Source organism: Rhodococcus rhodochrous, from assembly GCF_900187265.1.
In the GTDB taxonomy this organism is placed as follows: Bacteria; Actinomycetota; Actinomycetes; order Mycobacteriales; family Mycobacteriaceae; genus Rhodococcus; species Rhodococcus rhodochrous.
The window spans coordinates 2,868,512-2,880,558 of the sequence record NZ_LT906450.1 but is presented as its reverse complement, the minus strand read 5'-3'; the positions used below and the strand labels follow the sequence as shown (position 1 = coordinate 2,880,558).

Below are 12,047 nucleotides of genomic sequence, written 5' to 3'. Positions count from 1 at the left end.
GTTCCCCCGCAGGCGATCAATCGCGTTTCGATAACGTTTTCCCGACCGTCGGGAGGAATGTCCTGTTCGTGACCGGCGTGACGAATGAGGTCGCCTCCGAAGCCGGATCGGGCTCGCCGGAAACGCCCCGAAACCGGACAGCTCTCCTTATTCTCGAAGCGGCCGTCACCTTCGTGCCCCCGTGCCGCGACCCGTGCGTGATCGGATCGCGACCGGATCGCCTCGTCCCGCCCGCTCGACCCGATTCGAAGGAGCCCGAGATGTTGCGTCGCCGATCCGCCCCGCTCGTCACCGCCCTGCTCGCCGCGGCCCTGCTCGCGGCCCCCGCCCAGGCCGCCGCCGACACCGCCCCGCCGGGGGTGCCGCTCGATCAGCTGCGCGCGGAGGTCGCCGACTCCCCCGAGACCCTCGCCGCGCTCGAGCGGCTCGTCGCCGACTCCGGCTCGGCGGATCCGTTCGCGCCGCCGCCGAAGAACATCCCGCAGCCGTTCTCGTCGCCCGCACCCACCGTCGGTCCGGGCTGCGGCGGCGGTTTCGTGCCGTTCGCGATGACCACCGCGTGGGTGCATCCCGGCCCGCACGGTCAGGTGCCGTTCGGGTCGATCGAGGTGTTCGTCGAACCCACCGCCGGTGCGCCGGTGACCGCCTCGGACCTGAAGTTCGTGTGGATCAACATGGAGAACATCCGGGCCGGGGTCGCCACCCTCGACAACAACGGCGGCGGGCTGCAGTCCGCGGTGATCGACAGCGGTCCCGGCGCGGTGCTCGGCGCCCTGTTCGGCTCGCTGCAGTACGCCAACGGCGCGTTCTGCCAGGTGATCTACACCATGGGTGGCTTCTTCGCCTGAGCCGGCGCCCCCGGATCGGGGCGGTCAGCGCAGTCGTTCGGCGTCGCGGGCCAGATCGAGCAGCTCCGCGCACAGGGCGGTCAGCTCGTCGGCCGCGGCGCCCTCGGCGACCGCGGTGGCGACGTCCTCGGCGGCGCAGCGCACCCGGAACGCGCGGTCGGCGAGGGCCTCGACCTCGCCGGCGGTGAGCACCACCGAATCCTCGGGCAGTCCGGCGCGGCGGGCGCTGCTGCGCTGCTCGTAGGCGCGTTGCCGGCACGACTGGCGGCAGTAGCGGCGTCGCCGGCCGGTGCCGATCTCCGGTACCGGGCGCCCGCACCACAGGCACGTGCTCGCTCGGGTGTCACGTCCGGTCACGAGCGTCACTGTACTGCCCGCCCGCACCCCCGGCGGGGCGGCGGGAATCCCGGACGCACGGGCCGGTGCGGGCACCGTGCGCGCGGCGGTGCGGCGGGTCGGTAGACTGGCCCCTCGGCTCCTCGGTGGGCCGCGGGAACGGAATCGGCTCCGCAGACGTTGAGCACAGTGGACGTCGAGCTCGGCGTCGATGCCGCACGGCATCGTCACCCGGGCGGAGCACACAAGGAAGGACACCACCATGGCAGATCGTGTACTGCGAGGCAGCCGACTCGGGGCGGTGAGCTACGAAACCGACCGCGACCACGATCTGGCGCCGCGGCGAATCGCGCGCTACCGCTGCGACAACGGCGAGGAATACGACGTGCCGTTCGCGGACGACGCGGAGATCCCCGGCACCTGGATCTGCAAGAACGGCCTCGAGGGCACCCTGGTCGAGGGCGCCGCACCGGAGCCGAAGAAGGTCAAGCCGCCGCGCACGCACTGGGACATGCTGCTCGAGCGTCGCTCCATCGAGGAACTCGAGGACCTGCTCAAGGAGCGCCTGGACCTGCTCAAGGCCAAGCGCCGCGGCGCCTGACACCTGCGCCGCCGAACACGTACGTGTGCCGCCCCGGACGATCGTCCAGGGCGGCACACGTCGTTACGGACCCCGCAAGCGCAGCCCGACGGGACGGTGGTTCCGCGAATTCGGTTGCGGCCCCGCCACGAATCGATCAATCGTCGATATCGGCCGGACGGTGCGTGCAATCATGATCGCACGCCGATCGATCATGATCGGCACGCCCGATCCACGACCTTCGCGCCGGTGCTCCGGCGGGTCGCTTGCAAGGGGGTGAGTGTCCGTGACCGACCGTCACCACACTGCGGCGGACGCGCCGTCGACACAGGCCGCCGCCGAATTGGCCGACCTGCGTGCCGAACTCGACGACATCGACCGGACCCTGCTCGACGGGATCCGCGCCCGCCTCGAGGTGTGCGGACGCGTCGCCGAACTCAAGCAACGCCACGGCCTCGACGTGCTGCAACCCGGCCGCATGGAGGTCGTGCACCGCCGCGCCCAGGACTACGCGTACCGGCACGGCCTGTCCGGCGACTTCGTGCGCTCGCTGTACACCCTGCTCATCGACGAGGCGTGCCGGGTCGAGGACCGCATCGTCTCCGGCGGCGCCACCGCGGACCGGGTCGGCTCCGGTCGCCGCGGCGACGGCACGAACTGAGGCCCGTCGTGTCCGCGCCCCGACCGATCCGCACGGTGTTGATCGACAACTACGACTCGTTCACCTACAACCTCTACGACCTGATCACCCGCGTCAACGGCATCCCGCCGCGGGTGCTCACCAACGATCGCAGCTGGGACGAGCTCGTCGCCGAACCGTTCGACAACATCGTCATCTCCCCCGGCCCGGGTCGACCCGACCGGGCCCGGGACTTCGGGATCAGCGCCCGCGCCCTCACCGACGCCGGGGTGCCGCTGCTCGGGGTGTGCCTGGGCCATCAAGGGCTGTGCCAGCTGTTCGGCAGCGCCGTGATCACCGCCCCCGAACCGGTGCACGGCCGCACCAGCCCGATCCTGCACGACGGCACCGGCCTGTTCGCCGGGCTGCCGTCGCCCTTCGAGGCGGTGCGTTACCACTCGCTGATCGCCGACCCCGTCCCCGACGAGCTCGTCGCCACCGCCCACACCCCGGACGGGTTGCTCATGGCCGTCGCGCACCGGCACCGCCCGCTGTGGGGGGTGCAGTTCCATCCCGAATCGATCGGCACCGCCCACGGCGCGCAACTGCTCGCCAACTTCCGCGACGCCACCCCGCCGCGCAGCCCGATCACCGTCACCGCCCCCGCCGATCCGGAACCGGCACCCGAACCGGCCCCGCGCTATCTGCTGGCCAGCCGCCGGCTGCCGCTGCACCCCGACCCGTCCGCCGTCTACGAGGCGCTCTTCGCCGCCGGCCCGCACGGCTTCTGGCTCGACGGCAGCGCCGCGCTGGAGCCGCAGTCGCGGTTCACCGTCCTCGGCAACGGCGCCGGACCCCGCGCCGACTACCTGACCTACCGGGTCGGGGAGGGCATCGTGCGCGAACACCGCGCCGACGGCACCGTCGAGGAACACCGCCGCCCCGTCTTCGACCATCTCACCGCCCGCCTCGCGGAGCGCCGCGTCGCCGCCCGCGACGACCTGCCGTTCGGGTTCGCGCTCGGCTATGTCGGCTATCTCGGCTACGAACTCAAGGCCGACGCCGGCGCGCAACTCGTGCACACCTCCCCCTACGCCGACGCCGCGCTGGTCTTCGCCGACCGGGCGGTGGTCGTCGACCACGACGACCGCTGCTGCTATCTGCTCGCCCTGACCGAGGACACCGACGATCCCGAGACCCTCGCCTGGTTCGACGCGACCGCCGCGATCCTGTCGGCGCTGCCCGAACCGGTGACCGACGAGCAGATCCCGGTGCCGCTGATCGGCGCGGACGGTGGCCCGCAATTGCGGCTGCGGCACTCCCCGCAGCGTTATCTCGATCTGATCGCCCAGTGCCAGAACGAGATCCGCAGCGGCGAGACCTACGAGGTGTGTCTGACGAACACCGTCACCGTCGACGGTGGCATCGACCCGCTGAGCACCTACCGGGCGTTGCGCCGCATCAGCCCCACCCCCTACAGTGCGCTGCTCGACTTCCCCGAGGTCGCGGTGCTCAGCGCCTCCCCGGAACGGTTCCTGCGCATCGACGCCGACGGCACCGTCGAATCGAAACCGATCAAGGGCACCCGCCCACGCGGCCGCACCCCCGGCGAGGACGCCGCGTTGCGGGACGGACTGTGGGCCAGCGAGAAGGACCGCTCCGAGAACCTGATGATCGTCGATCTGGTGCGCAACGACCTATCAAGGGTGTGCGTGCCCGGCTCGGTGCACGTGCCGGCACTGTTCGCGGTGGAAACCTATGCGGCGGTGCATCAGCTGGTGTCCACGGTGCGCGGCACGCTGCGCCCGGACGTCTCGGCGGTGGACTGTGTGCGCGCCGCCTTCCCCGGCGGATCGATGACCGGTGCCCCGAAGCTGCGCACCATGGAGATCATCGACAAGCTCGAGGACGGCCCCCGCGGGGTGTACTCCGGGGCCATCGGATATCTGTCGCCGACCGGTGCCGCCGACCTGTCGGTGGTCATCCGCACCCTCGTCGCCACCGCCCACGAGGTCACCTTCGGGATCGGCGGGGCGATCGTGGCGCTGTCCGATCCGGACGACGAACTCGAGGAGACCCTCGTCAAGTCCGTGGTGATGCGCCGCTGCCTCGCCGCGGCCCGCGACACCACCCCGACCGACGGGACCGATGCGATCGGCTCCGCGGACCCGGATGATCTCGTCGACGGGCCACCGGTGCTGCCGGGGCGGGCCGGGCCGTGACCACGCCCGGCCGGGTGATCGTCGCCGGCGGATGCGGCGCCGTCGGCGCCCTGCTCACCGCCGCGTTGCGCGAGGCCGGCCGTCAGGTGCTCGTCGTCGACCCGGCCGCCGACCCGGCCACCCCCGACATGCTGCGCGCCGATCTGACCGCCCCCGACACCCGCCTCGCCGCGGCTCTCGACGGCGCCGACATCGTGGTCCTCGCCGTCCCCGACGTCGTCGCCGGTGCCGCCCTGCCGGTACTCGCGCGGCTGCTGCCCCCGCACACCCTGCTGGTGGAGACCCTGTCGGTGAAGACCCCGATCGCCGCGGCGCTGCACACCTACCGGCCCGGCGCCCCCGCGCTCGGCATCAACCCGATGTTCGCCCCCGACCTCGGGTTGCCCGGCCGGCCCGTGGTGGCGGTGCGTCACCACGACGCTCCGGTCGTGGCCGAGTTCGTTGCGGCCCTGCGCGACTGGGGTGCGGCAGTGGTCGAGACCACCGCCGACGAACACGACCGCATCACCGCCGCCGTGCAGGTGCTCACCCACGCCGCGATCCTCGCGTTCGGCATCGCCCTCGACCGGCTCGACGTGCCGGATGCCGCCGCCCGGGTCGCCGCGCCGCCGCACACCGTGCTGCGGGCGCTGCTCGCCCGCGTGTCCGGGGGCACCGCCGAGGTCTACCACGACATCCAGCTCACCAACCCGTACGCCGCCACCGCCCGCCGCGCCCTCGCCGACGCGGTCGCCGATCTCGACGCCGCCACCGACGCCCTGCCCGATTTCGCGGCGCTGCTCGACCGGGCCCGCGCCGCGCTCGGCGACGGGCAACCCGCCGCCGCGCAGCTGTGCGCGCAGCTGTTCGCGGCACTGCCCCGCGATCCGGGTGCGGTCGGCGGTCCGAGCGAGGAAAGGAGCCGGACATGAACGAGTCCGACATCCCCGGCCCGCAGCTGCGCGCGCCGGAACTCCCGCAATACGACCCGTCCGATCCGGCGGAGAGCGCGGTGATCGCCGGGCTGACCCGCTCGTGGCCGCGCCGCGCCGCCGTGAAGAAACCCGAGGTCGATCTCGATGCGCTGTTCGAGGCGGACCGCGCCGACTATCCCGAGCAGATGCTGCCCTTCGCCGAGCATCCGCGTTATCTCGCGCTCGACGAGCAACGGCAGGCGCGGCTGCGGGCCTGGGCGTGGATCGCCTACAACAAGAGCGTCGTCGACATCGAACAGCACGTCGTCAACCCCGGCTTCGCGTTGATCACCGAGGACGCGTTCGGCATCGGCCCGTCCGACACGGTGGTCACCGGGGTGCTGCAGGCGATGGTCGACGAGCAGTACCACACCCTCATGCACCAGCAGGCCAACGTGCTCACCCGCCGTCGCCGCGGCTGGGCGCTCCCGGAGTCGGTGCTGCCACCCTGCCCGACCGTGCGGGAGCATCGCGCCGCGGTCGCGCGCGCCGAGACCCCGCGGGATGCGGCGCTGGTGCAGCTGGCGTTCACCACCGTCGCGGAGACCTCGATCAGCGCCTATCTGGCGTTGCTCACCACCGACCCGGAGCTGCAACCGGTCAACCGCGCGACGGTTGCGGTGCACCGCCGCGACGAGCTGTGCCACGCCTCGCTGGCCGGTGGGCTGCTCACCGCGGTGCTCACCGAACTCGACGACACCGATCGGGTGCGGCTGCTCGACGCGCTCGGCACCGCGGTCGCGGCGTTCACCGGCTCCGACACCTCCACCTGGGCGGCGATCATCGCGCACGAGAACATCCCCGGCGGCGACGAGCTGGTCGCCGACACCATCGCCGTGACCGAGGGCCGGCCGGTGGTGCAGGACTGCAGCGCCATCCGCCGGCTGTGCGCGGGCCTGGGGCTCGGGGAGGAACTCGACGCCCGCTGGCCGTGGCCGCGCAGCGGCTAGCTCATCAGCCGCGCAGCGCCTGATGCATCAGGTGTGGCCGGTTCAGCGGCCGAGCAGTGCCCGCAGGCGCGCGAGGCGGCTGCGCAGCCCCCACACGGTGACCCGGACGAGGGCCTCCTGCACGATGTTGCCGTTCATCTTCGACTCACCGATCTCCCGTTCGGTGAACGTGATGGGCACCTCGGCGACGGTGAACCCGGCCTGCAGGGTGCGCCACGCGAGATCGACCTGGAAGCAGTAGCCGTGCGAGGCGATCGCGTCGAGGTCGAGCTTCTCGAGCACCTCACGACGGTAGGCACGGTAGCCGCCGGTGATGTCCTGGATCGACACCCCCAGCGCGAGACGCGAGTAGATGTTGCCACCGCGGGAGAGCACCTCGCGGTGCCACGGCCAGTTCACCACCGTGCCGCCGGGCACGTACCGGGAACCGAGCACCAGATCGGCGCCGGCGTCGACCTTCTCGAGCAGCAGGTGCAGCTGCTCGGGGGCGTGGCTGCCGTCGGCGTCCATCTCCACGAGCACCGTGTAGCCGTGCTCGAGCCCCCACCGGAAACCGGCGATGTAGGCGGCACCGAGACCGTTCTTCTCGGTGCGGTGCAGCACCGCGATGCGCTCGTCGGCGGCGGCGAGTTCGTCGGCGAGGTCACCGGTGCCGTCGGGGCTGCCGTCGTCGACGACGAGGACGTGGGTGTGCGGCAGCGCAGCGTGCAGCCGCGTGATGATCCGACCGAGGTTCTCCCGCTCGTTGTAGGTCGGAATGATCACCAGGGTGCGGGCGCTGGGTGCGCTGTCGTTCCCGGCCGGCGTCGCCGCTGCCATCAGAGGTCCTCCTTGTCGAACCGGCCACCGGCCGGTGCTCCTGCTGCGCCGGTGCTGGTGCGAGCTGCCGCACCGGCCTTCTCCCGCCGTCCTCGCACCAGGGCGAAACCGGCGGCGGCCACGGCCGCGGCGCAGAGCACAAGCTCCGGCGCCACTCCGAGCCGACTAGCCAGCGTAACGTCTGCGCGCAAGGGCACCTGCGCCACCAGGGCATCGGGCACGAACAACGGTGTGCTCTGCTGCACCCGACCGTCCGGTTCGACGATCGCGCTGACCCCGCTGGTCGCCGCGACGATCACGGCCCGGCCGTGCTCGACGGCCCGCACCCGCGACATCGCCAGCTGCTGGTAGGTCATCTCGGTGTCGCCGAAGGTGGCGTTGTTCGTCGGCACCGCCAGCAGCTGCGCGCCGGCGTCGATCGAATCGCGGAACGCCCGATCGAAGGCCACCTCGTAACAGGTCGCCACCCCGATGTCGATGCCGCCGGCGGTCACCATGCCGTCCCCGTCGCCGGGCACGAAATAACCGGCGCGGTCCGCGTACTCGGAGAACAGTCGGAAGAACGACCGCCACGGCAGGTACTCGCCGAACGGCTGGATGATCTTCTTGTCGTGCCGCTCCCCCGGACCAGTCTGCGCGTCCCACACGATCACCGAATTGGTGGTGGTCCGGTCGCCGTTGGCGAGCACCGCCCCGACGAGGATCGGCGCGTCGATCGCGGCGGACGCGGCGGAGATGTCGCGGGCGGCATCGGCGTTGCGCAGCGGGTCGATGTCCGAGGCGTTCTCCGGCCAGATCACCACATCGGGGGCCGGGGCCCGTCCGGCGGCGACGTCCTCGGCGAGCGTGAGGGTGCGGACGACGTGGTTGTCGAGCACCGCCTTGCGCTGGGCGTTGAAGTCCAGGCCCAGGCGCGGCACGCTGCCCTGGATCGCCGCGACCGTCACCGTCGACGACTCGTCGGTGGTGGTGCGCACCAGCGGCCACGCCGCCGCGGCGAGCAGCGGACCGAGCAGCGTCACCGCGACCGGCGCCGTCCAGGCCCGCGCCGGGCGGGCACGGCGGGAGGCGGTCAGGGCGAGGGCGGCGAGCCCGGCGCCGGTCGCGGCGACGGCGAACGACACCAGCGGGGCACCGCCGACGACGGCGAGGGAGACGAACCCGCCGTCGGGTTGCCCGAACGCCAGCCGACCCCACGGGAATCCGCCGAACGGGACACTCGAACGCAACCATTCGGTCAGGCTCCACGCCGCCGCGATCCACAACGGCGCGACCGGCAGCGACCGCAGGTGCACCACCAGCGCCCCGAACAGGCCGACGAAGACCGCCTCGGCGGCGGCGAGCGCCAACCACGGCAACGGACCGACATAGACGCCGATCCAGGGCAGCAGCGGCACCAGGAAACCGAGGCCGGCGAGATAGCCGTAACCGAACCCGGCGCGTCGCCGCATCGGCACTGCAGTCGATACACCGACCAGGAGCGCGATTCCGACCGGGGCGAGGAACCACAACGGCCGCGGCGGGAACGACGCGAACAGCAACAGTCCCGCGACGACGGCCAGCAGCGCCCGCAGCGCGACGACACGCACCGCCCGCGCGGTGACCGCGGCGAAGGGTCGGCCGGTCACCGCGCGTACACGACCCGGCCGCGGTGCACACTGCGCACCAGCACCGGATCGGCGGTGCCCGGGGTGAGATCCGGCAGCGGCGCCACCCGCGACCGCGGATCCGTCGACCACCGCTGCACCGAATCCTTCGGGGCGCTGACCACCAGCTCCCCGACCTCCCAGATCGCATACGACGCCGGCGCCCCCGGATCGAGGGTGCCGGCCATCCCGTCGCGCACCCCACCGGCGCGCCACGCACCGCGGGTCGCGGCGGCGAACGCCGCCCGCGGCGAGATCCCGCTGCCCTCGGTGCGGTGGTGCACCGCCGCCCGCAACATCGGCCACGGCCGCGGCGCCGTCACCGGCGCATCGGAGCCGAACGCCAACGCCAGACCGGTCGCCGCCAGCGGCGCGAACGCATTCAACGCCGCGGCGCGTTCGACACCGAGCCGCTGCGCGTACATCCCGTCCGGCCCGCCCCACAGGGCGTCGAAGCTCGGCTGCATGCTCGCGATCACCCCGTACCGCGACAACACCTCCGCCTGCGCGACCGTCAGCGACTCGACGTGCTCGAGCCGATGCCCCCGCGCGGCGAGCGCCGGTCCCCCGACCTCCGCGGCGACCGCCTCGAAGGCCGCGACCGCAGCGGTGGTCGCGGCGTCACCGATGACGTGGAAACCGGCCTGGATGCCCGCCGAGGTGCACGCCCGCACGTGCGCGGTCAGCTCGTCCTCGGTCAGATAGGTGGTGCCGCAGCAGTCCGGCAGATCGTCGTAGGGGCGGGCCAGCGCGGCGGTGTGCGAACCGATCGACCCGTCGACGAACAGATCCCCGCCCAGGGCATCGGCGCCGGTTTTCGCGAGCAGCTCCGCGGCGTCTTCGCCGGTGCGCACCGCTTGGCCCCAGTAGCCGCGCACCTGCACCGGATGGTCGGTGCCGAGCAGTTCGGTGAAGTCGTCGAGCCCGGAGATGTCGGGGCCGGCGCATTCGTGCACCGCGACGTACCCGTGCGCGGCGAAATCATCGAGGGCCGCCAGCCGGGCGCGGGCACGCTGCGCGGCGGTCAGCCCGCGGCGTGCGGCGCCGCGCACCGCGTGGTGCGCCGCGGCGGTCAGCGGCTGCTGCGGATCGAACCCGGCCAGCTCGTCGAGGGGTTCGGCGGCGGCCCGCAACGCGCTCGACGCCGCCGCCGAATGCGCATCGATCCGGCCGAGATAGACGAGCCGGGCCGGGGCGGCGGCATCGAGGTCGGCGGTGGTCGGCGGCGTCGGGTCGGGCCAGCGGGTCTCGTCCCAGCCGTGCCCCCAGATCACCGCGTCGTCGTGCGCCTCGGCGTGCGCGCGCACCCGGCGCAACGCGTCCTCGCGGTCGACGGCATCGGTCAGATCCAGCCCGGTCAGCGCCAGGCCGTGGCTGGTGGTGTGCACGTGGGTGTCGACGAAACCGGGGGCGACGAACGCGCCGTGCAGGTCGACGATCTCGGCGTCCGGGTGCAGGGCGCGGCCGGGCCGGTCCTGCCCGACCCACACGATCGTGCCGTCGGTGACGGCCATAGCGGTGGCATCGGGGGCACTGGCGCTGTAGATGCGGCCGCCGACGAGAAGCTGGGTGTGCGGTGCAGGGCTCACGAGTGCCCAGTCTGCCCGGTTACCGCTCCTCGTGGCGGCGCGGGGTCTCCACGATCTCCCCTTCGAACACGGTGCCGCGGTCGTCGACCTGCTCGGTCACGGCCGGACCACCGGTCAGGTGCGGGGCGCCCCCGACGACACTGTGATCGACGACCTGCCCGTCGACCACCACCAGCCGCTGCGCGGAGAACCCGGTGGTGCGGGCCCGCCGCGCGACCAGCGTGCGCACCGCCGGACGCAGCGCGGCACGGGTCGGCAGCAACAGCACCACCCCGAGCACGGTGCTGACGATGCCGGGAATCAGCACCAGGGCCGCGCCGGCGCCGATGAGCGCACCGTCGGTGAGCACCCGCTCCGGGGAATTGGCGCGCGGCGCCCGCCCATTGCGCAGTTCGCCGAGATTGCGCAGTGCGCGGCGGCCCAGCGCGGCGAGCACGAGATAACCGGCGGCGCTGACACCGAGGAAGATCAGCACGGTGGCCAGGGCGCCGAGGGTGGAGCCGAGCCAGGCCAGCACCGCGATCTCCGCCACGACGTAGAGCACGAACAACAACGGGTACACGGCGGGACTTCCTTCCGTCGGCGGTTTCTGTCCGGTCAACGAACGGGCCGCCGGTTTTGCTCCCGCACCCGGCCACGGATGCGCCGCGTGATCGAATGACCGCCATGACTGCAGGTGACTGGGCGTTGCTGATGACCGCCGCGACGGCCGCCGGATGGGTGGACGCGGTGGTCGGCGGCGGCGGGCTGATTCTGCTGCCCGCCCTGTTCCTCGTCGCCCCGCAGTTGACGCCGCAGGTGGCGCTGGCGACGAACAAGCTCACCGCCATCTGCGGGACCGGCGCGGCGGTGCTGACCTTCGCGCGGCGCATCCCGCTGCGCTGGTCGCTGCTCGGCCCCGCCGCCTTGGTCGCGGCCGTGGCCGCGGCGGCGGGGGCGGCGGCGGTCTCGCTCATCGACCGGGAGGTGTTCATCCCGATCGTGATGGTGGTGCTCGTCGCGGTGGCGGTGTTCGTCACCACCCGCCCGAAACTCGGCGCCGGCGGCACCCGCCGCCCCTCCACCCTGCGGCTGATTACCGTGGTGATCACGGCCGCGGCGGTGATCGGCTTCTACGACGGGATCCTCGGACCCGGCACCGGCACCTTCTTCATCATCGTGTTCGCGGCGATGCTCGGCAGCGAGTTCGTCACCTCCGCGGCGATGGCGAAGGTGCTCAACTTCGGCTCGAATCTCGGCGCGCTGGTGCTCTTCGCCGTCGGCGGGCACGTGTGGTGGACGCTCGGGGCGGCGCTGGCGGTGTGCAACGTCGCCGGATCGGTGCTCGGTTCCCGGATGGCGCTCGCGCGCGGCGCCGGATTCGTGCGGGTGGTGTTGCTGGTCGTGGTGATCGCCATGGTGATCCGGCTGGGCATCGAACAGTTCGGCTGAGCCGCCCGCGGCGCTCGGTGCGGCAACCCCGGCGCCGCCCGGCCCGGCGTTACC

Annotated in this window: 12 protein-coding genes; 7 read left to right on the top strand and 5 right to left on the bottom strand. The window is 72.6% G+C overall.

Going from position 1 to position 12,047, the window contains the following annotated elements; translation table 11 throughout:
- The first annotated feature begins 260 nt into the window (after positions 1 to 260).
- Complete coding sequence (locus CKW34_RS13305; RefSeq protein ID WP_059384199.1) at positions 261 to 848, top strand: hypothetical protein; 588 nt, start codon at positions 261 to 263, stop codon at positions 846 to 848.
- A gap of 24 nt (positions 849 to 872) precedes the next feature.
- On the opposite strand, the gene CKW34_RS13300 is transcribed toward CKW34_RS13305, so the two are convergent.
- On the bottom strand, positions 873 to 1,214 hold the full coding sequence (locus CKW34_RS13300) for a hypothetical protein (protein ID WP_059384169.1): 342 nt from the start codon (positions 1,212 to 1,214) through the stop codon (positions 873 to 875).
- 232 nt (positions 1,215 to 1,446) lie between these two features.
- Between CKW34_RS13300 and CKW34_RS13295 the strand changes: the two genes are divergently transcribed.
- From CKW34_RS13295 to CKW34_RS13275, 5 genes are all read left to right on the top strand, one after another.
- On the top strand, positions 1,447 to 1,785 hold the full coding sequence (locus CKW34_RS13295) for an RNA polymerase-binding protein RbpA (RefSeq protein ID WP_026061850.1): 339 nt from the start codon (positions 1,447 to 1,449) through the stop codon (positions 1,783 to 1,785).
- Between the two features lie 265 nt (positions 1,786 to 2,050).
- The gene (locus CKW34_RS13290; RefSeq protein WP_230825434.1) at positions 2,051 to 2,425 is read left to right on the top strand and encodes a chorismate mutase; all 375 of its coding nucleotides are present in this window, start codon (positions 2,051 to 2,053) and stop codon (positions 2,423 to 2,425) included.
- An 8-nt stretch (positions 2,426 to 2,433) separates the two neighbouring features.
- A complete protein-coding gene (gene pabB, locus CKW34_RS13285; protein WP_059384171.1) occupies positions 2,434 to 4,605 on the top strand; it encodes an aminodeoxychorismate synthase component I in 2,172 nt (723 codons plus the stop codon).
- On the top strand, positions 4,602 to 5,516 hold the full coding sequence (locus CKW34_RS13280) for a prephenate dehydrogenase (RefSeq protein WP_059384172.1): 915 nt from the start codon (positions 4,602 to 4,604) through the stop codon (positions 5,514 to 5,516). Before pabB ends, CKW34_RS13280 begins: the two co-directional genes overlap by 4 nt.
- Entirely contained in the window at positions 5,513 to 6,508 is a 996-nt protein-coding gene (locus tag CKW34_RS13275; RefSeq protein ID WP_059384173.1) for an AurF N-oxygenase family protein, read from the top strand. The genes CKW34_RS13280 and CKW34_RS13275 overlap by 4 nt, the downstream gene beginning before the upstream one ends.
- Positions 6,509 to 6,550: 42 nt before the next feature.
- On the opposite strand, the gene CKW34_RS13270 is transcribed toward CKW34_RS13275, so the two are convergent.
- Genes CKW34_RS13270 through CKW34_RS13255 form a run of 4 tightly spaced genes read right to left on the bottom strand, consistent with a single transcriptional unit; the run spans position 6,551 to position 11,124 of the window.
- Complete coding sequence (locus CKW34_RS13270; RefSeq protein WP_059384174.1) at positions 6,551 to 7,327, bottom strand: polyprenol monophosphomannose synthase; 777 nt, start codon at positions 7,325 to 7,327, stop codon at positions 6,551 to 6,553.
- Entirely contained in the window at positions 7,327 to 8,955 is a 1,629-nt protein-coding gene (lnt, locus tag CKW34_RS13265; RefSeq protein ID WP_059384200.1) for an apolipoprotein N-acyltransferase, read from the bottom strand. The genes CKW34_RS13270 and lnt overlap by 1 nt, the downstream gene beginning before the upstream one ends.
- A complete protein-coding gene (locus tag CKW34_RS13260) occupies positions 8,952 to 10,562 on the bottom strand; it encodes an amidohydrolase (RefSeq protein WP_059384175.1) in 1,611 nt (536 codons plus the stop codon). The genes lnt and CKW34_RS13260 overlap by 4 nt, the downstream gene beginning before the upstream one ends.
- A 19-nt stretch (positions 10,563 to 10,581) precedes the next feature.
- Positions 10,582 to 11,124: an FxsA family protein gene (locus CKW34_RS13255; RefSeq protein ID WP_059384176.1), complete on the bottom strand. Its 543-nt coding sequence runs from the start codon at positions 11,122 to 11,124 to the stop codon at positions 10,582 to 10,584.
- A gap of 104 nt (positions 11,125 to 11,228) precedes the next feature.
- On the opposite strand from CKW34_RS13255, the gene CKW34_RS13250 reads away from it, so the two are divergent.
- Positions 11,229 to 11,993, top strand: a complete 765-nt coding sequence (locus tag CKW34_RS13250) for a TSUP family transporter (RefSeq protein ID WP_059384177.1) — start codon at positions 11,229 to 11,231, stop codon at positions 11,991 to 11,993.
- Positions 11,994 to 12,047: the final 54 nt, after the last annotated feature.

What these genes read in the sequence shown, in the direction of transcription:
- CKW34_RS13275 (WP_059384173.1), top strand. Translation starts at nt 5,513, where the DNA reads ATGAACGAGTCCGACATCCCCGGCCCGCAGCTGCGCGCGCCGGAACTC.
- CKW34_RS13250 (WP_059384177.1), top strand. Translation starts at nt 11,229, where the DNA reads ATGACTGCAGGTGACTGGGCGTTGCTGATGACCGCCGCGACGGCCGCC.
- CKW34_RS13270 (WP_059384174.1), bottom strand. Translation starts at nt 7,327, where the DNA reads ATGGCAGCGGCGACGCCGGCCGGGAACGACAGCGCACCCAGCGCCCGC.
- CKW34_RS13295 (WP_026061850.1), top strand. Translation starts at nt 1,447, where the DNA reads ATGGCAGATCGTGTACTGCGAGGCAGCCGACTCGGGGCGGTGAGCTAC.
- CKW34_RS13305 (WP_059384199.1), top strand. Translation starts at nt 261, where the DNA reads ATGTTGCGTCGCCGATCCGCCCCGCTCGTCACCGCCCTGCTCGCCGCG.